This is a genomic window from Thiohalophilus thiocyanatoxydans (genome assembly GCF_004366735.1).
Lineage (GTDB): Bacteria > Pseudomonadota > Gammaproteobacteria > UBA6429 > Thiohalophilaceae > Thiohalophilus > Thiohalophilus thiocyanatoxydans.
The window spans coordinates 1-18,429 of sequence record NZ_SOQX01000009.1 but is presented as its reverse complement, the minus strand read 5'-3'; the positions used below and the strand labels follow the sequence as shown (position 1 = coordinate 18,429).

Sequence of the window (18,429 nt, the reverse complement as noted above, 5' to 3'; positions counted from 1 at the left end):
TGCACGCAAATCAACGCGAATAAATGTTTTGTGCATTGGCGGACTGAATGACATCATCCATGACTTTTTAGCCTGTACGATTAAATGGTTTACTATTCGAGCGATGCCGGAAAAATCCAACATAGCCCCGCAAAACTGGCCCCGGCTGTCCAGGGAGCGATTGCTGGAACTGCGTATTTGTGATCTCGGACTGCGCATCGAAGGCAGTCCGCTGGTCGCCCCGCTCAAACAGCTCTATCGGGAGCTGGAACAAAAAGCACTGCGCTTTCGCCCGCATGTCTGGCTGTCGGATGAGTGGTTCTGTCCCGACGGCATTCCCGGGTTTGCCATACCGTTTTTTCTGGCCCATTCCCGCCTGCGGCGACTGGAACGCGAATTCATGCTGGAAGTGGAAGGCGGGGATCGCGCCTGGTGCCTGAAACTGATGCGCCATGAAACCGGCCATGCCCTGCTCAACGCCTATCGACTGGATCAGCGCCGCGACTGGAAACAGGCCTTCGGCCGACCGTCCACCCCGTATCCTGACACCTACCTGCCCAAACCCTACAGCAAGCGTTACGTACGCAACCTGCCCAACTGGTATGCCCAGAGTCATCCGCACGAGGACTGGGCCGAGACCTTTGCCGTCTGGCTCAATCCCCGCTCGGACTGGCAACGCCGCTACCGCAACTGGCCGGCGTTGAAAAAACTCCACTATGTCGATGAACTGATGAACGCGATCCATGACAGGCCGCCGCGACTGCGCAACCGCCAGACGGATACCCCGGTGGAGAAAATCCGCACCACCCTGCGCGAATACTATGACGACAAGATCTACCGCTACGGACTGGACAGCCCGGAATTTTCCGACACGGATCTGAGGCAACTTTTTTCCGCCGACCCCGAGTACCGAGGCAACGAGAAGGCCTCACGCTATATCCGTCGCCATCGCCGCGAGCTGCTCGGCATTGTCGAACGCTGGACGCATGAATATCGCTATCGAATCAATGAAGTTATCAACGGCATGATAAAACGCTGTGATGAGATGCAACTGCACGTCGTCGGTAGCGATGACGAAACCCGCCCTGAACTGGCCGCCTGTCTGACCATGCTGGTGATGAGCAAACTACACAGCGGAGGTTTTCATATCGCCTTATGAAAAAGCTCAAAGTCATGATGTTGTTGCATCCGGAGATGGTGCCGCCCGGGGATCTGAAGGATCCCGAGGATCCCCGCCACGACAAATACCGCACGGAAATGGACGTCCAGCAGGCGCTGCAAAAACTCGGCCATCAGGCGATCATCGTACCGGTGCATGATGATATCGCACCCATCCGCCAGGCCGTCGAATCCTGGCAACCGGATGTAGCCTTCAACATGCTGGAAGATTTTGCCGGCTTCGGCGCGCTCGATTTTTATATTGTCAGTTATCTGCACATGCTCGGCGTGCCGTATACCGGCTGTAACGCCCGTGGCCTGTTACTCTCGCGTGACAAGGCCTTGTCCAAGAAACTGATGGCGTATCACCGGATCCGTGTCCCCCGCTTCCGGGTGTTTCCCGCCTCACGCAAGGCCACACTCAAGCGCGCGGCACACCTGCCCTATCCGATGATCGTCAAATCCAAGATCGAGCAGGGATCGGTCGGGATTGCCCAGTCCTCCTATGTGGCGAACGCCGAAGAGTTGATCGAGCGCGTGCAACAGCTGCACCAGATGACCGGCGAGGATGCCATTGCCGAACAGTATGTCGAAGGCCGTGAACTGTACATCACGGTCATGGGCAATCAGCGGCTGGAGGTTCTGCCGATCCGGGAACTGGTCTTCGATAAACTCGATGACAGTATGCACCGTATCGCCACCTACCAGGTCAAGTGGAACGAAAAATACCGCGACAAGTGGGGCATTGATTACCGGTTTGCCCGCAACCTGCCCCAGGGCGTTGAGGCGCAGATCAATCACCTTGCCAAACGAGTCTATCGGGTCCTGGAGATGTCCGGCTACGCCCGGCTGGATTTGCGTCTGGCAGGCGACGGGAAAATCTATGTGCTGGAGGCCAACGCCAACGCCGCCATCAGCCGCGACGACGATGTGGCCTATGCCGCGCAAAAAGCCGGCTACAACTACGAGCAACTGATCCAGAAGCTGCTTAACCTGGGACTGCGCGCCATGCACTACAGCTAAATAACTTTTCCTGATTGATGCGCATCTTAATTTTCTTGCTAAAATTGCAGGTCACGCTGGCGCCAGCCTGCGTGACAGCCTTACCGATACGGAGAATGTCAGGTAGCGCTGCACCAACCTGGCCTGCGACTCTGCGCACTATCCAGGAACAGATATTTAAACCGTGCTGTCACTTCCCCGCATGGATTTGTTAAACTCGCTTTATTCCGCTTCTAACCACTACAGCAAGGCCAGGCTCATGAGCGAACAAAGCATCGATATCGAAAACCTGCGCATGAATACCGACGATCTCTACCGCGAGGAGGTCTTTACCGACCAGCGGGTCGGAACCCTGCGCCGCCTGACCCCGGTGACGTCCGACGGCAGTGACGACGCCTCGCGATCGGTACGCTATCTCGGCCAGTCGCAAATGATGACCCCGATGGGCGCGCTCCCGCTGAATTTCGAGATCGAGGCCGACTCACTGGAACAGGCCCTCGACAAGTATGCCGATGCGGCCAAACAGGCCGTGGAACAGGCACTTGAAGAACTCAAGGAAATGCGTCGCGAAGCCGCCTCGCAAATCGTGGTCCCCGAAGCCGGTGGTACCGGCGGTGGCATGGGTGGCCCCGGTGATATGGGCGGCGGGCCCGGCGGCTTCCCCGGGGGGGGTGGCGGCTTCAAGCTGCCCTGACGGTTACACGCTTCGCCGACTTACCCCTCCAGCCCCGCCAGATAGGCTGCCAGCGCCTCCATCTGTGTGTCATCCAGCCCCTCGACGATGGACTCCATGATCGGACTGCGGCGCACTGTCTCATCGACCTCTGCAGAACCCCGGGCGGTGGCACGGAAACGCTTGAGTGTCAGGCTCACATACTCCGGCTGTTGTCCCGCCAGTCGGGCATATTCGGCGCTTCCCCGACCGTTTTCGCCATGGCAGCTGGTACATCTGCTGTTATAAAGCTTCTCCCCACGCGCCGCCAGTTGTTCGTCAACCGCTTTGTCATCCACCTCCTGACGGGCGTAGTAAATCGCCAGATTCACTTTGTCATCCAGACTAAATTCCTTGGCCAGGGAGTTCATGACAAAATTTTCCCGCTCGCCTCGCGCGAACTTGTTGATCTGATCCAGCAGATAGACCGGATTCTGAGCGGCCAGGTTGGGAACCTCCGGTTTGACGCTGTTACCGTCATCACCATGACAATAGCTGCACAGCAGTGCCCGGTCGCGACCAGCCCGCATGGCCTCCTGCCTGGCTGCCGGATCCTCCATGCGCTGCTCGATGATCAGCATCAACCCCTTGATCTCGTCCTCCACCGCCAACAGCGGCCCCGACAGACCCAGCAAGATTAGAAGGCAAAACCCGACAGTCAGTTTTCGGTACATACTATTTCCTCATAAACAATTCAAATAAGCGGATTCAGGCGAGCGCTGTACCGCGATACGGACTGTATCGGTTATCGGACGGTTTTTTTGAAGGAAAATTGCTTCGATTTGATCTGGATCAAACTGAACACTGTGTACACAAAACAGCAGGAATAATTGACGTGGTTACTGCGACATTGAGTGGCGTATGTCCGAGCTTGTCGGGCGAAAAGTTTTCCCCGACAAAGCCGGATCGCATCAGCCCTGATCATGCCGATCACAGGGCGTTCGGTATTCATCGGGTACATTTTCCGGACAGGCACCGCACTGTTCGTTACCGGGTACGGCAAAATCGATCTTGCGCGGATAGGGCAGATCCATGTTGTTCATGATCTCGACAAATTCATCCAGACTTTTGTTATTGCCCAGCCGCGGATTACGAATCTTCTCCTGCGCAATGGTGGTAACAAAACGGCCCTCATAATCGTGGCAGGGATAGACCAGGGTTTCATCCGGCAGGGTAAAGAACTTGTCGTGAATACTGCGGTATAACGTTGCCGCATCACCGGACTGGAAATCGGTCCGCCCGCAGGCTTCAATCAACAGCGCATCGCCGCTGAACAACATCTTGTGCGTGCCGTTATCGATCAGATAAGCGTGATGATGATCGGTATGTCCCGGGGTATACAGCGGGTGAATCTCGATATTGCCCAGACGAAATGTTTCGCCCTCCCTGACCCCGATATCCGTACAGGGTAGCTGGTCAATGGCCGGCCCGACGATCCGGCTGCCGGTCAACTCCTTGAGTCGTTTGGCACCGGTCAGATGATCGGCATGCACATGGGTATCCAGAGTGAAATCCAGCTTCAGACCCAGTTCGTTGAGCAGTTTCAGATCCCGCTCCACGGTATCCAGCACCGGGTCAATCAGCGCGCTCTTGCCGCTGTCCGGACAATGCAGCAGATAAGTATAGGTGGATGAGTCCGGTTCAATCAGTTGACGAAACAGCATAACGGCTCCTTTGTTCAGATGTTCTGAGATATAATCCCGATCAGATCACGGGCGGTATGTCTCAATTCGGGTTATCCAGCGGGTTGGACATCCCGGGGCGCGTTTGCTCGGCAACAATCCGCTGGATTACCCGCTCGTTCAGTTGTTTCAGGACCTCCGCCCGGCCCGGCGTCACATGCTTACCCGACAACCATTCCAGATCATACGGTTTCTGCAGCGAGGCATGCAGGGCGACAACACTCGCCGGCGGATAGGCGCTGTCGCCACGCGAATTGAGCACTACCACCGGTCGCGGCGAGATTTTCCCCACCCAGCGCTCCGGCTTCAGGTCTTCGGCGGCAGTCAAGAAACCGAGCAGCCGGGCTGCCAGTACACGGGCCGGTTCAAAAGCAATCTGCTCGCGCAAGCGGTATTCATAGATGGCACGTGGATCGGCGGCACCCTGCACCAGCCAGACCCGACTGAAACGCTCCTCCATGGCCCCCGCCGTGGCAACAAAAAAGGCCCCGAGACTGACCCCGATCAACTCCATCTGCGCGGTGTCCACATACTCCTGATGGGCAAGATATTCCTGGGCCAGCAACAGGGCCGGCGTGGTATCCAGTATCGCCCGCTGGATCGCGTCGAAATGCCACAACACTCCCCAGCCTTCAAGTTCCTCGGGCCCCTGATAGGGATAGGCGATTGAGGCGACGATCATCTCGCCGGGATCCTGAACCAGCTCCGCCGCCTCGCGGCCGGTTCCGGCCCCGCCCAGCAACAATATCAGGGGGCGCGACGCCTCCCCCTCCAGTGGCCGACGCACTGTCAGCTCGACCTGCAGGCCGGAGGTGGATGACAGCGTCAGATGTTGATAACGGGAATCGGCCGTCTGCCACTGCCTGGTCACCTCCACCTGCTCGATTTCACCACGTCGCTCAATAAAGCGTTCGCTGGGATCGCCCCGTACCGGCCAGATCAGCCACGCAGACGGTACCGCAACAACGACGACCAACAGTGCAATGAGCAGCCATTTGCCACCGCGAGCGCGATCCCGGTGCCACAATCCGCGTTGTCTAAAATTCATACAGCAAACAACCGTGGGGTTCTGTTACAGCGCTCCCTCGGCCCCCGCCTGCATGATCTCCATCAGAGCATCGCGCACCCGGGTTGCCTCGGCCTTGAGCTCATCACTCAGCGTGGTGCTCTGCAACATCATATCGAGATTCATCATCACCAGCCAGCCCTGTCCGTTCTCATCCTCGACCAGGGCGATACGACACGGCAGGTAGGCTGCAAAGTTAATATTCTCTTCCACCATGCGCTGCGCCGTGAGGGGATCGCAGAACTGAAAGATATCCATACGCCGTGCATCGCGGCCCATGGCTTCCACCTGTTTGGACAGCGGCAACTCGGCGACAAGACCCATGTTGTGAATGTTGGCTCGGAGCTTCATCGAATCAACTGCATCATCCATGCTTACACCGTCTTCCAGCGGCATCTTGATGACCGTCTGTTCCAGTTTAACGTCGGGCGCATCAGCCGCTTTTGCCGCACCTGTCGCAAGCAAGCCGATGGATAACAACAATAGAATCAGTCTATTCATTGGTAACTCCTTGTCAGTTGTGACCAGCGTCACAGTGTTTAATTACATTAGCTCATGCTGAATCCGTATTCATCCCCGAAAACAAAGATCGAAGACCTTTTCAATACAGGGTTAATGGTCTAGATTTTATTCACGCTTTTTACTTGCCCGGTCGTTTGACTGAATTATGAGGAGATCATCCATGTCCCGACTACCCTTCCCGGCGGCTTTGTTATTCACAGTCGCATCATTCTCTGTCTCGTTCAATGCGTCGGCGGCTGAAATCAGCCAGGGCGCCATGTTGAGCAACTCCTGTGCCGCCTGTCACGGCACCGACGGCAAGAGCCCCGGTGCCATTCCGAAGCTCCATGGCAAATCCGCGGAATTTATCGAAAACGCTCTGATGGAATTTCGCTCGGGCGAGCGCGATTCGACGGTCATGCAGCGTCACGCCACAGGCTACAGCGACGAGGAAATCACCCTGATAGCCGATTACTTTGCCGGTCTGAACTAGGAGTTACCAGTATGATGAATCACATTAATCGCAGACAGTTTATTCAGTTAGTTGGTGGCGGCAGTGTCCTGGCCTCATCGATCGGCCTCGTCGCCTGTTCCAAACAGTCAACGACTTCCGGACGGGTGGTGATTATCGGCGGTGGATTCGGCGGTGCCACCTGTGCCAAGTACCTGCAGCGCTTCGATCCCGACCTCGATATCACCCTGGTCGAGCCCAAACAGAATTTTGTCACCTGTCCCTTCAGCAATCTTGTGCTAGGCGGGCTGCGCGAGATGGACAGTATCAGTCACAGTTATGAAGCCCACAGCAAACGGGGTATCAAGGTACTGCACACCAGCGCACGCGAGATCGATCCGACCGGCAAAAAAGTGCAACTGGCCGACGGCACCACGCTGGAATATGATCGCCTGGTGGTCTCGCCGGGCATCGATTTCCGCTGGGAGGATATCGAGAATATGAGCCCCGGTGATGCCGAAAAACTGCCTCACGCCTGGAACGGCGGTCCACAAACCGTAACCCTGCGCAGGCAACTGACCGCCATGCCCGACGGCGGGACCGTCATCATCGCGCCCCCCGCCAACCCGTTTCGTTGCCCACCGGGCCCCTATGAACGGGCCAGCATGATTGCCAGTTATCTGAAACAGAACAAACCCAAATCCAAGGTATTGATCCTGGATGCCAAGACCAAGTTCTCCAAGCAACCATTATTCATGCAGGGCTGGGAAGCACTCTATGGCGACATGATTGAATGGGTCAGCGGGGATGCCGGCGGTCGCATTACCGGTGTCGATATCGCCGGCAGAGCCCTCTATAACGAACTGGGCGAGGAGCATGCCGGCAGCGTGGTCAATCTTATCCCGCCACAGAAGGCCGGCAAGATTGCCCATGCCGCCGATCTGGTTGACGATACCGGCTGGTGCCCGGTGAACCAGCGTACCTTCGAGTCAAGTCGGCATCCCGACATCCATGTCATCGGCGACGCCTCGCTGGCCGGAGCCATGCCCAAGTCGGGCTTCGCCGCCAACAACCACGGCAAGGTCTGCGCCGCCGCCATCGTCTCGGCCCTGCACAACACCACTATGCCCGAGCCCTCCTATGTAAACACCTGTTACAGCCTGGTGGGTCCCGACTACGGTATCTCGGTGGCCGCGGTCTATCGCTACAGTGATGAGGAGGGGATCTACGCGGTCAAAGAGGCCGGCGGCGTCAGCCCCGGGGACGTCGGCCCCGACTTCCGCGAACAGGAGGCGCGCTACACCCGCGGCTGGTACGCCAGCATCACCAGCGATACCTGGGGCTAAGAACAAGTACTGAGTTCTGAGTGCCAAGTTCTGAGTACTGGATCCTGACACCTGTATCTCGACGCTTAAACCGGCAGGTCCGGTTGCGCATCCGCGTAACCAGACCTGCTCGCTTTAGGAGGCGCCATCGTAGGAGGCCTGATTTTTAATCACAGCTGAAAGCCCCTCCTATACTCTCCTCTACCAACTAAAAACTGCCTGCCTGTTTACCCTCAGCACTTAGCACTCAGAACTCAGAACTTTTTTATTCTGCCGACTATTTTTACGCTCCTCTGGACAACACCAGTATCTGATACGGCGCCATGACCAGTTCGCGTGTGGCCGTGATGGTGTGTCCCCCGAACAGATCGACCATGGTCTTGCGCAATCCCAGCATACGCAGGCGTCGCGCCTCCAGCTTTTGCTCATGCTCGCTGAAGTTGGCCAGAATAAACACACTGTATTGATTGTTGCTGCGAAAGAAACTGAAGACGTGTTTGTTGCCGCTGTCGGTGAACTCGGTCTCCGCGTTATTGAAAGCCGGGTTTTGCTGACGCAGCTGAATCAGGCGCAGAATGCCCTGGTAGATGCGCCCGGTGACGCTCTGGCTGTCCCCGCGTTTTTCGGCCAGCTCCCAGTCAAACTCGGCGCGGTGCAGCCAGCGTGTATCCCCCACCTTGGCGCTATCCTGTTCATACTCCTGATTGTTCAATGTACCGATCTCATCGCCGATATACAGTAAAGGAATGCCGCCCAGTGTAATAACCACGCCGTGGAGTAACAAAATGCGCTGTACCGCCAGTTCGATCTCCACTTCATCCTTCTCCGCCAGCGCCTTCTCCAGACCGCACAGTGAGGCACAGGTACCCGAGATGCGCGCATCACCGGTCTGTTTGTTCTCCTGAAACGGCGCGCCGCGAGCGAAACTGCCCGGATAGCGGCCGGTATAGAAATCTGTCAGAAAGCGTCGATGTTCGCCGGGATCGAACGCCGCGGCAATGACATCCTCATCGGAAAATGCCCAGCCAATATCATCATGACTGCGGACATAATTGACCCAGGTACAGCCGGCGGGAATATTAAAATCATCCTTCATCGCATTGTACAATACCCGCACATCACGGGTCGCCAGCGCCTCCCACAACAACGCCATCAATTGCGGATGGTACGACAGGGGACACTCATCGACACCAATATATTTTTTCACTTCATCGGGATGCACGATCGCTTCCGACTTGAAGACCATCGCCGGCGCGGCAATACTGGCGATGGCGTTGAAGGCCTGGATCACCCAGTGCGCTTCGGGCAGATTCTGACAATCGGTGCCCAGCTGCTTCCATAAAAATGCCAGTGCGTCCAGGCGCAGAACCTCAACACCCTGATTGGCCAGAAACAGCATCTCCTCGAGCATCTGATTAAACAGTGCCGGATTCTCGTAATTGAGATCCCATTGATAGTTATTGAATGTGGTCCAGACCCATTTTTTCATCCGGTTATGATAGGTAAACGCACCGGGATGATCCTCGGGAAATATTTCTCCCATGCTGCGCTCATAGGCATCCGGCAGAGCGCGGTCCGGATACATCCGGTAATAGGCCTGATAATCCGGATTCCCGTCCAATGCGGCTTTGGCCCAGTCATGCTCATCCGAAGTGTGATTTAAAATAAAATCCAGCACCAGTGAAATACCGTGATGCCTCAACTCGGTCGCCAGCGACTGCAGATCATCCATTGTGCCGAGTTGCGCATGCACTTCACGATAACTGCTTATCGCGTAGCCGCCATCATTATCCCCTTCCGGCATTTTGAACAACGGCATCAAATGCAGGTAGGTAATCCCCAATTCGGTCAGATAGGGGATCCGGGCACGCAGTTTTTGCAGATCGCCGGCAAACAGATCCACATAACACATGGCCCCCACCATCCGGTTTGACAGATACCATTCGCGATCGACTTCGCGCATGGCATCCAGGGCCCGTAATTCACCCGGACGTTGAGACCACATTCGAGTGGTGGACTTCAGAATGTTCTCGAGATGATAGAAGAAATCGTATTTCTCGCCGTACAGCGCATACAGACGCTCAAACAGGCTGGGGAAGTGACGCCTGAGCCGCTCTACATAGCCTTCCCACTCCGCGCTATCCACCTGCTCCTGAAAACCGGCCTCAAGGCGCGGCAACAAACGCGCGAGCGTAGTGGCGCTCTCTTTCTGCAGCCACAGAGGATCAACATTGCGGATCGTATTATTCACACCGTTTCCTTTTCCGGACACTCTCTTCTACTCACTATATGCCATCGGACGGTGTAATTTAAGCATCGAGCGGGTTCTGCCGGTAAAACAGCGCCAGTTGCCGGTACACAGCCGGATAGGCGTCGCGGATCGCCACCGGGCTCTCAAAAAAGACCTCACTCAATACAGCAAAAAATTCGGCCGGGGCGGTTGCCCCATAGTGGTCGATGGGGGTGGGTTTGCCGTGTTCAACGCGCTCGCGCAGATCCGCGTAAGCGGCACTGAGTGCCTCGCTCCACTGAACTGCGGACATTTCCCGATGCAGGGGCGGCATGCCGTTGGCCACGCCGTTTTGCATATCGAGCTTGTGGGCAAACTCGTGAATCACCAGATTGTGCCCGTCGATGGCACCGCCTTCCAGGGCGGCATCGGCGGATAACACCACCGGCCCCCGTTCCCAGGACTCGCCGCTCAACGGCTCCCTGACCCGATGCACTATGCCGTACTCGTCCATCTCGCTGTGCATCGGTGTGAAACCGGCACGATGAATCACCACCGAGACCCAGCCGGCATACCAGTCCAGTCCCAGGTTCAGGATCGGCAGGCAGGCCTGCAGGGCGATCACCAGCTTGAGTTCGGTCGTCAACACCAGATCGTCGGCGCCTTCCAGAGACTTGTGGTGCAAGAACAGTGTGGCAAGCCGCCGCAGTTGCACCTTCTCATCGTCACTCAGCCGATCCAACAGCGGCAATCGTTCAAATGCGCCCTGCCATTCGGATTCACTGTAGCCTGCGCGCCGCACGATACGTTGATCTCGCCACTGTTTGAGAAAGCTCAACATAAAATGCCATCAACTCGTACAGGAATAAAAATGCTACACGCCTTGTCGTCGCTTCGAATTGCGTGCCTCATACTATAGAGCATAACCCAGTTCCCAAAACAAAAAAGCCAGTGCATTGCTGCACTGGCTTTTTACTTTCCGGGACAGGGTATCCCGTTCTAGTCGGCGTCATAACCCAGGCTTTGACCCAGCCAGCGTTCGACTTCGGCCACGGACATGCCTTTACGTTTGGCATAGTCCTCAACCTGATCGCGGTTGATCTTGCCGACACCGAAGTAGCTGGACTCGGGGTGACTGAAGTACCAGCCACTGACTGCCGCCGCCGGCCACATGGCCATAGAGTCGGTCAATTTGACGCCGGTATGGGTTTCGGCATCCAGCAGTTCCCACAACTTCAACTTCTCGGTATGTTCCGGACAGGCCGGATAGCCGGGTGCCGGACGGATCCCCTGGTACTCTTCGCGCACCAGCTTGTCGCTGTCGAAGTTTTCGCTCTTCAGACCGTAATCCGGCGTCCAGTCGCTGGGCTCGTAACCCCAGTTGATATGGCGCATGCGATCGTGCATGTGCTCGGCAAAGGCCTCGGCCAGTCGATCGGCCAGTGCCTTGAGCATGATCGAACGATAATCGTCGTTCTGCTTTTCGAAGCGCTCGATGTGCTCATCGATGCCGAGTCCGGTGGTTACGACAAAACCACCGATATAATCCGGCTTGCCACTCTCTTTCGGCGCGATAAAGTCTGTCAGGCAGCGGTTGGGCTTACCCGGCGGACGCTGGGTCTGCTGACGCAGATGGCACAGGGTCATCCTCACCTTGGAGCGAGAGTCATCTTCATAGAGCTCGATGTCATCGTCGTTGATGCTGTTGGCGGGCCACAGACCGACGATGGCCTTGGCCTTGAGCCAGCGCTCCTCGATGATCTGATCCAGCATCTGCTGGGCATCATTTAACAGCTTCTTCGCCTCGGGGCCCTTATCGGGATCATCCAGAATCTTGGGATAGGAACCTTTCATCTCCCAGGTGTGGAAGAACGGGGTCCAGTCGATGTACGGGCGCAGGAACTCCAGCGGCATGTCATCAAACACCTGGATCCCCGGCTGTGCGGGAACCGGCGGCGTGTAATCGGACCAGTCGATCTTGGTCTTGTTGGCCCGTGCCTCTTCCAGCGTTACCCAGTTGGTCTTGGCGCGACGACCGGCGTGATTCTCGCGGACCTTGTCATACTCGGCACGTAATTCTGTGACGAATTTTTCCCGATGCAACTCGCTGATCAGGTTCTGTGCCACACCCACGGCCCGCGAGGCGTCCTTCACCCACACGGTCGGTGCATGATAGTGCTGCTCGATCTTCACCGCGGTATGCGCCTTGGAAGTGGTGGCACCACCGATCATCAATGGGACATCAAAACCGTTACGTTCCATCTCCTTGGCCATATGCACCATCTCGTCCAGCGACGGGGTGATCAGGCCGGACAGACCCACGATGTCCACATTCTCTTCTTTGGCTTTCTTGAGAATGTCATTGGCCGGCACCATGACACCCATGTCGACCACTTCAAAGTTGTTACACTGCAGTACCACGCCGACGATGTTCTTGCCGATATCGTGCACGTCACCTTTCACAGTGGCCATCAGCACCTTGGCATCGGCCTTGGCGCCTTCTTCCTTCTCGGCTTCGATGAAGGGGAACAGGTAGGCCACGGCTTTTTTCATCACGCGTGCCGATTTGACCACCTGGGGCAGGAACATCTTGCCGTCACCGAACAGATCGCCGACCACGTTCATGCCGTCCATCAGCGGACCTTCGATCACTTCCAGCGGCCTGTTGAACGCCTGACGCGCCTCTTCGGTATCGTCATTCACATAGGCGTCGATGCCCTTGACCAGCGCGTGTTCCAACCGCTTGGCCACCGGCCAGCTGCGCCATTCCAGATCCTCTTCCTTCTTGGCGCCGCTGCCGTCACCCTTGTACTTGTCGGCCAGATCCAGCAGACGCTCGGTGGAATCGTCGCGGCGATTGAGCACCACGTCTTCCACCGCCTCGCGCAGCTCCTCGGGCAGGTCATCATAAACCGCCAGCTGACCGGCGTTGACGATCCCCATATCCATGCCCGCCTTGATAGCGTGATACAGGAACACGGCGTGGATCGCTTCGCGCACCGGGTTGTTACCCCGGAACGAGAACGAGACGTTGGAAACGCCGCCACTGATCAATGCATACGGCAGCCTGCTCTTGATCTCGCGGACCGCCTCGATAAAGTCAACACCGTAATTGTTATGCTCTTCGATACCGGTCGCGATGGCGAAAATATTCGGATCGAAGATAATGTCTTCCGGCGGGAAACCAATCTGCTCGGTCAGAATCTTGTAGGCCCGCTCGCAGATTTCAACCTTGCGCTCTTTGGTATCAGCCTGGCCGGTTTCGTCAAAGGCCATGACTACCACGGCCGCGCCGTAGCGGCGGCAGAGTTCGGCCTGGCGAATAAATTCTTCCTCGCCTTCCTTCATGGAGATGGAGTTGACCACACCCTTGCCCTGAACACATTTGAGGCCGGCCTCGATAATGTGCCACTTGGAGGAGTCGATCATCACCGGTACGCGGGAGATATCCGGCTCGCTGGCAATCAGGTTCAGGAAGGTCACCATGGCGTTCTCGCCATCGAGCATGCCTTCGTCCATGTTGACGTCGATGATCTGGGCACCGTTTTCCACCTGCTCGCGCGCCACATCCAGTGCCGTGTCGTACTGCTCTTCGAGAATCAGGCGCTTGAATTTGGCCGAGCCGGTCACGTTGGTCCGCTCGCCGACATTGACAAACAGCGAGTCCTTGTCGATGTTACAGGGCTCCAGGCCACTCAGGCGGGTTATGTGTTCATCTTCGGGCAGCTTGCGCGGCTCGTAAGGCGCGACGGCTTCGGCAATCGCCTTGATGTGCCCCGGAGTGGTACCACAGCAACCGCCGATGATATTCAGAAAGCCGCTTTTGGCCCACTCTTCGATCTGCCCGGCCATCTCTTCGGGTGATTCGTCGTACTCCCCGAACTCGTTCGGCAGACCGGCGTTGGGATGGGCGTTAACGTGACATGTGGCGATGCCGCTCAGCTCTTCGATGTGCTGGCGCAGTTCGCCGGCGCCCAGAGCACAGTTGAAGCCGAAGCTGATCGGTTTGACATGCCGCAGCGAGTTATAAAACGCCTCGACGGTCTGGCCCGACAGGGTTCGACCGGAGGCATCGGTAATGGTCCCGGAGATCATCACCGGCAGGCGCTTGTCTTCTTGACCGACAAAATAGCTGTCGATGGCAAACAGCGCCGCCTTGGCGTTGAGCGTATCGAAAATGGTTTCCACCAGGATCAGATCCACACCGCCGTCGACCAGACCGCCCAACGCCTCGGTATAGGATTCGACCAGCTGATCGAAGTTGATGTTACGAAAGCCCGGATTGTTTACATCCGGGGAAAGACTGGCGGTACGGTTGGTCGGGCCCAGCACGCCAGCGACAAAGCGCGGCTTGTCGGCAGTACCCACCGCTTCACAGGCCTCACGCGCCACCTCGGCGGAGGCCTTGTTCATCTCGTAGACCAGCTCTTCCATGTGATAGTCGGCCATGGAAATGGAGTTGGCGTTAAAGGTGTTGGTCTCGACAATGTCGGCACCGGCCTCGAGATAGGCGGTGTGAATATCGCGAACGATCTTGGGCTGGGTCAGTGACAACAGATCGTTGTTGCCTTTGACATCGGATTGCCAGTCAGCGAAACGATCGCCGCGATAGTCTTCTTCTTCGAGTTTATAGGTCTGGATCAGACTGCCCATGGCGCCATCCAGCACGAGAATACGTTGCTTTAAAGCTTCTTCAAATTGACTCATAACTAGTTCTTTTTAGCCGTTGTTAATTGACTGAAATGCGTAAAAAAATCGGAGAACACGCGGATAAGAGCGCAGCAGTATACCAGAAAACAGGGGGCATCTCTATTTCCCTCGATCATGGTAAGGATGCTATCTGGCGAAAAAGAGCGGCATTGCGCTATATGGCAGATTCATTATCCCGGCTGTGCCTCAAACCGGGGGAAACAACAGCGGATCAGCCTGTTAATTTAGTCAGGGTAAGTAACTCCCGATACAGCAGCAACAGCGCAACCAGAATCAGCAGCATACCAAACATGCGCGCAGGCTTACCTTTAATTATACGTACGGTAAACGGCGAGCGGGTTCCGGCCGGCGGCACGCGTAAAGAGGCAATGATGCGCCAGCCGTACCAGAGAAAAAACAGGATGGGCAACATACGCCATATACTGTAAACATAGCCGGTCAGTTTTTGCTTTTCTTCCGCCAGCGCCATCACCCGATAGGGATCGGCGGCTTCCGGATCGGGGACAAGCAAAAAGTCAATCAGCGGCTGCAAACCAATCGCGATCAAAAAGTAGATACCCACGATCAAGGCAAGATTCAGACGCAAAGACCTGTCGCCGTATTCAAACTCGGGTTCGGGTTCCTGTTCCTGCATAGGCAGAACATAACATATTCCGTTGCCTGACCGGGCGGTCGCGGGCAGATCACAAACCCGCTATATGGTTCTCGGCCCGCCGGCACGTTAAACTGGCGCGGTTATGTCGAGTTCTGTTTCAACCAGCCGCGAGGAAATTTCCGCCGACCGGGTAAGCGCGCTGAAAATTCCCAAGGCGCTGCTGCGACCGGTGGGCCGGGCCATCGCCGATTTCAACATGATCCGCGAGGGCGATCGGATCCTGCTGGGCCTCTCCGGCGGCAAGGATTCCCTGTCGCTGTTACATATCCTGCGCCATCTGCAGCGTCATGCCCCGATCCGCTTCGAGCTGGCGGCACTGACCGTGGACCCGCAGATCGAGGGTTTTCACCCGCAAACGCTCAAGGCGTATCTGGCGCAGCTGGGGATTCCCTACTTCTTCGAGAGCCAGCCGATCGCCGAGAACGCCAAAAGCCAGATGAAGCACGACTCGTTCTGCGCCTACTGCTCACGCATCAAGCGCGGCATTATGTACGCCACCTGTCGGCGCGAGGGCTACAATGTGCTGGCCCTCGCCCAGCACCTGGACGATCTGGCCGAAAGCTTCCTGATGTCAGCCTTCCACGGGGGCCAGCTGCGTACCATGAAGGCCTGCTATACCAACCGCGACGGCGACGTACGCATCATCCGGCCGCTGGTCTATGCGCGCGAACGGCAAACCGCCGACTTCGCCACCCGGCAGATCCTGCCGGTCATCCCCGACTCCTGCCCCGCCTGCTTCGCCATGCCTACCGAGCGGGACCACATGAAGCAATTGCTGGCACAGGAAGAGTCCCACAACAAGCAGCTTTTCAGGAGCCTGATGACCGCCATGCGCCCACTCTACTCTAAAGACGGAGCAGAATAGGGTATATTTTCCCACATTAAAATATACCCGCTAAAACACTTACATCAAATACACAATATTTTTAAAAAGTGGTTTTTTTGGTTCATTAATACAAAAACAACGCCCCTTATGTGGGGAAGATGCCCCTCCCATAAAAGAAATGTGAAAAATTGTGAATTTATTCACATTTTTATTATCGGGGCGCTATGATTGCCGATAAGGTCTCCAGGCAGCCCCAATATGTTGGGAGGTTTGCCCGGAATGTTCTCCAATTCGTGTAGCAGGATGAGCCTGTCGGGAGGTATCGGATGAAACACGTCAACCGAGAAGCGCCAATGATGGTCCAGTGTGGCGAGGGCTGGTGCATTGAAACACCGGCCGGGATGGAAGGCCCGCTGGACAGCCGACAGGATGCGGCCGTTTACCTGAACCTGCTCAACCGGGTGAACGCCGCCCGCAATGAGCAGGCCTGCCTGGATGGGGAGGCCCCCTAACCGGAACCCGCTCAAGCCCCCACCACCTTGTCCGGTTCGCCCGCCGGCCGACCGGCGCGGCCAGAAGGAAAATCCTGTACCCTGTCAGGTGTACAGGATTTTTTACTTTTCACATCTGACAATGACCCATGCGTGAATTCTGGCTGTTACTGCTTGCCCGCCTGCCCTTACCGATACTCCACAGCACCGGCTGGCTGCTGGGTCAGCTAGTGTGGATGCTGCGGGCAAAGCCGGCGCGAATCGCCCGGCGCAACCTGGCCGTCTGTCTGCCGGAGCTGGATAACCGGGCCCGTCGACGGCTGGCACGACGCAGCCTGATCGCCACGGCCCGAACCCTGCTCGAATCCTTTCGCCTGTGGCACGGTCCCGCTGCCCGGGTGATCAACCTGGTTCGCCATGTTGAAGGGGAACACTGGCTCCGCTCGGCACTCGAAAAGGAGACTGGCGTGATCTTGCTGGTCCCTCACCTGGGCAACTGGGAAATGATCGGCCTCTACTGTTCCCGCCATTATCCCATCACCAGTCTTTATCGTACCCAGCGTTCTGCCTGGCTCGATGATTTCATCCTGCGCGGTCGCCAGCGCTTCGGCGCCGAACTGGTCACCACCACCGCGCGCGGGGTACGCGCCTCGGTGCGGGCCCTCAAACGGGCGCATCGCATTGTCGGGATTCTGCCGGATCAGAATCCCGGTGCCGGGGCCGGCGTGGTGGTCCCGTTTTTCGGTATCCGCACCAACACGCCAGTGCTACCCACACGCCTTGCTCATCAGCACAACGCGCCCGTCATTTGCGCCTGGGCCGAACGCCTGCCTCGCGCACGCGGCTTTGCCCTCCATTTCGAACCGCTGGATAACGCCATCGCCGATCCCGATCCCGAACAGGCTGCGGCCGCGATGAACCGTGAACTGGAGCGCATCATCCGCCAGAAACCCGAACAGTACTGGTGGAGCCACCCGCGCTTCCGCTACCGCCCCGAAGGTGAGGAGCCGATCTATTAGCTAACTCTCTGGAAATTAACGCGGAGGTCGCAGAGGCGCGGAGACGCAGAGAATAATAATTAACAGGATTTAAACAAGCTCACAAATCTTTGCAGCATCGCCTATCCGCTAAGAACCATAATAAATTTTCTTTTCTCCGCGCCTCTGCGCCATCCGCCGCAAACCCGAACAGTACTGGTGGAGCCACCCGCGCTTCCGCTACCGCCCCGAAGGTGAGGAGCCGATCTATTAGCTAACTCTCTGGAAATTAACGCGGAGGTCGCAGAGGCGCGGAGACGCAGAGAATAATAATTAACAGGATTTAAACAAGCTCACAAATCTTTGCAGCATCGCCTATCCGCTAAGAACCATAATAAATTTTCTTTTCTCCGCGCCTCTGCGCCATCCGCCGCAAACCCGAACAGTACTGGTGGAGCCACCCGCGCTTCCGCTACCGCCCCGAAGGTGAGGAGCCGATCTATTAGCTGACTCTCTGGGAATTATCGCGGAGGTCGCGGAGGCGCAGAGGAGTAATGAATTATTAATTTGGTGGTCTCTAAGTCCTAGTGCAATACCATAATACCTTAACCCAAGGGGGTGTTGCATGTCAGAGCACTACAAACGTATTACAATGATGGAACGA

General features: G+C 56.7%; 16 protein-coding genes. 8 read left to right on the top strand and 8 right to left on the bottom strand.

The window, feature by feature from the left end:
- Positions 1–103 precede the first annotated feature (103 nt).
- The 3 genes from EDC23_RS12860 to EDC23_RS12850 all read left to right on the top strand — a co-directional run bounded on the left by EDC23_RS12860 (position 104) and on the right by EDC23_RS12850 (position 2,833).
- Positions 104–1,138, top strand: a complete 1,035-nt coding sequence (locus EDC23_RS12860) for a putative zinc-binding metallopeptidase (protein ID WP_134085158.1) — start codon at positions 104–106, stop codon at positions 1,136–1,138.
- Positions 1,135–2,160, top strand: coding sequence for a D-alanine--D-alanine ligase family protein (locus EDC23_RS12855; protein ID WP_134085156.1), 1,026 nt, complete (start codon positions 1,135–1,137; stop codon positions 2,158–2,160). Before EDC23_RS12860 ends, EDC23_RS12855 begins: the two co-directional genes overlap by 4 nt.
- Before the next feature lie 238 nt (positions 2,161–2,398).
- Positions 2,399–2,833, top strand: a complete 435-nt coding sequence (locus EDC23_RS12850) for a hypothetical protein (protein ID WP_134085155.1) — start codon at positions 2,399–2,401, stop codon at positions 2,831–2,833.
- Between the two features lie 20 nt (positions 2,834–2,853).
- Here the strand turns inward: EDC23_RS12850 and EDC23_RS12845 are convergent, their stop codons facing one another.
- From EDC23_RS12845 to EDC23_RS12830, 4 genes are all read right to left on the bottom strand, one after another.
- A complete protein-coding gene (locus EDC23_RS12845; RefSeq protein WP_134085154.1) occupies positions 2,854–3,525 on the bottom strand; it encodes a c-type cytochrome in 672 nt (223 codons plus the stop codon).
- Positions 3,526–3,762: 237 nt separating this feature from the next.
- Positions 3,763–4,515, bottom strand: coding sequence for an MBL fold metallo-hydrolase (locus tag EDC23_RS12840; RefSeq protein WP_134085152.1), 753 nt, complete (start codon positions 4,513–4,515; stop codon positions 3,763–3,765).
- A 61-nt stretch (positions 4,516–4,576) separates the two neighbouring features.
- Positions 4,577–5,581 carry an alpha/beta hydrolase family protein gene (locus tag EDC23_RS12835; protein ID WP_134085151.1) on the bottom strand — a complete coding sequence of 335 codons (1,005 nt, stop codon included), beginning with the start codon at positions 5,579–5,581 and terminating at the stop codon, positions 4,577–4,579.
- Positions 5,582–5,605: 24 nt separating this feature from the next.
- Positions 5,606–6,100, bottom strand: coding sequence for a DUF302 domain-containing protein (locus EDC23_RS12830; RefSeq protein WP_134085150.1), 495 nt, complete (start codon positions 6,098–6,100; stop codon positions 5,606–5,608).
- Between the two features lie 181 nt (positions 6,101–6,281).
- Here EDC23_RS12830 and EDC23_RS12825 point away from each other — a divergent pair, with 181 nt between their 5' ends.
- Together EDC23_RS12825 and EDC23_RS12820 are read left to right on the top strand one after the other, a co-directional pair.
- Positions 6,282–6,593, top strand: a complete 312-nt coding sequence (locus tag EDC23_RS12825) for a c-type cytochrome (protein ID WP_208321383.1) — start codon at positions 6,282–6,284, stop codon at positions 6,591–6,593.
- An 11-nt stretch (positions 6,594–6,604) separates the two neighbouring features.
- Entirely contained in the window at positions 6,605–7,897 is a 1,293-nt protein-coding gene (locus tag EDC23_RS12820; RefSeq protein WP_317622985.1) for an NAD(P)/FAD-dependent oxidoreductase, read from the top strand.
- Positions 7,898–8,159: 262 nt separating this feature from the next.
- Here the strand turns inward: EDC23_RS12820 and EDC23_RS12815 are convergent, their stop codons facing one another.
- The 4 genes from EDC23_RS12815 to EDC23_RS12800 all read right to left on the bottom strand — a co-directional run bounded on the left by EDC23_RS12815 (position 8,160) and on the right by EDC23_RS12800 (position 15,450).
- Positions 8,160–10,127, bottom strand: a complete 1,968-nt coding sequence (locus EDC23_RS12815) for an alpha-amylase family protein (RefSeq protein ID WP_134085147.1) — start codon at positions 10,125–10,127, stop codon at positions 8,160–8,162.
- Between the two features lie 58 nt (positions 10,128–10,185).
- Positions 10,186–10,947, bottom strand: coding sequence for a M90 family metallopeptidase (locus EDC23_RS12810; RefSeq protein ID WP_134085146.1), 762 nt, complete (start codon positions 10,945–10,947; stop codon positions 10,186–10,188).
- Positions 10,948–11,105: 158 nt separating this feature from the next.
- Positions 11,106–14,813: a methionine synthase gene (gene metH, locus EDC23_RS12805; RefSeq protein WP_134085145.1), complete on the bottom strand. Its 3,708-nt coding sequence runs from the start codon at positions 14,811–14,813 to the stop codon at positions 11,106–11,108.
- A gap of 214 nt (positions 14,814–15,027) precedes the next feature.
- Positions 15,028–15,450: a hypothetical protein gene (locus EDC23_RS12800; RefSeq protein ID WP_134085144.1), complete on the bottom strand. Its 423-nt coding sequence runs from the start codon at positions 15,448–15,450 to the stop codon at positions 15,028–15,030.
- A 103-nt stretch (positions 15,451–15,553) separates the two neighbouring features.
- On the opposite strand from EDC23_RS12800, the gene EDC23_RS12795 reads away from it, so the two are divergent.
- The 3 genes from EDC23_RS12795 to EDC23_RS12785 all read left to right on the top strand — a co-directional run bounded on the left by EDC23_RS12795 (position 15,554) and on the right by EDC23_RS12785 (position 17,807).
- Positions 15,554–16,336, top strand: a complete 783-nt coding sequence (locus tag EDC23_RS12795) for a tRNA 2-thiocytidine biosynthesis TtcA family protein (protein WP_134085143.1) — start codon at positions 15,554–15,556, stop codon at positions 16,334–16,336.
- 287 nt (positions 16,337–16,623) lie between these two features.
- Positions 16,624–16,809 carry a hypothetical protein gene (locus EDC23_RS12790; RefSeq protein WP_134085142.1) on the top strand — a complete coding sequence of 62 codons (186 nt, stop codon included), beginning with the start codon at positions 16,624–16,626 and terminating at the stop codon, positions 16,807–16,809.
- Positions 16,810–16,937: 128 nt separating this feature from the next.
- Positions 16,938–17,807: a lysophospholipid acyltransferase family protein gene (locus EDC23_RS12785; protein WP_134085140.1), complete on the top strand. Its 870-nt coding sequence runs from the start codon at positions 16,938–16,940 to the stop codon at positions 17,805–17,807.
- Positions 17,808–18,429 lie beyond the last annotated feature (622 nt).

Excerpts from the sequence above, each read along its gene's own strand:
- EDC23_RS12795 (WP_134085143.1), top strand. The coding sequence starts at position 15,554 with ATGTCGAGTTCTGTTTCAACCAGCCGCGAGGAAATTTCCGCCGACCGG.
- EDC23_RS12800 (WP_134085144.1), bottom strand. The coding sequence starts at position 15,450 with ATGCAGGAACAGGAACCCGAACCCGAGTTTGAATACGGCGACAGGTCT.
- metH (WP_134085145.1), bottom strand. The coding sequence starts at position 14,813 with ATGAGTCAATTTGAAGAAGCTTTAAAGCAACGTATTCTCGTGCTGGAT.
- EDC23_RS12790 (WP_134085142.1), top strand. The coding sequence starts at position 16,624 with ATGAAACACGTCAACCGAGAAGCGCCAATGATGGTCCAGTGTGGCGAG.
- EDC23_RS12825 (WP_208321383.1), top strand. The coding sequence starts at position 6,282 with ATGTCCCGACTACCCTTCCCGGCGGCTTTGTTATTCACAGTCGCATCA.
- EDC23_RS12830 (WP_134085150.1), bottom strand. The coding sequence starts at position 6,100 with ATGAATAGACTGATTCTATTGTTGTTATCCATCGGCTTGCTTGCGACA.
- EDC23_RS12850 (WP_134085155.1), top strand. The coding sequence starts at position 2,399 with ATGAGCGAACAAAGCATCGATATCGAAAACCTGCGCATGAATACCGAC.
- EDC23_RS12835 (WP_134085151.1), bottom strand. The coding sequence starts at position 5,581 with ATGAATTTTAGACAACGCGGATTGTGGCACCGGGATCGCGCTCGCGGT.
- EDC23_RS12845 (WP_134085154.1), bottom strand. The coding sequence starts at position 3,525 with ATGTACCGAAAACTGACTGTCGGGTTTTGCCTTCTAATCTTGCTGGGT.
- EDC23_RS12840 (WP_134085152.1), bottom strand. The coding sequence starts at position 4,515 with ATGCTGTTTCGTCAACTGATTGAACCGGACTCATCCACCTATACTTAT.
- EDC23_RS12785 (WP_134085140.1), top strand. The coding sequence starts at position 16,938 with ATGCGTGAATTCTGGCTGTTACTGCTTGCCCGCCTGCCCTTACCGATA.
- EDC23_RS12810 (WP_134085146.1), bottom strand. The coding sequence starts at position 10,947 with ATGTTGAGCTTTCTCAAACAGTGGCGAGATCAACGTATCGTGCGGCGC.
- EDC23_RS12855 (WP_134085156.1), top strand. The coding sequence starts at position 1,135 with ATGAAAAAGCTCAAAGTCATGATGTTGTTGCATCCGGAGATGGTGCCG.
- EDC23_RS12860 (WP_134085158.1), top strand. The coding sequence starts at position 104 with ATGCCGGAAAAATCCAACATAGCCCCGCAAAACTGGCCCCGGCTGTCC.
- EDC23_RS12820 (WP_317622985.1), top strand. The coding sequence starts at position 6,605 with ATGATGAATCACATTAATCGCAGACAGTTTATTCAGTTAGTTGGTGGC.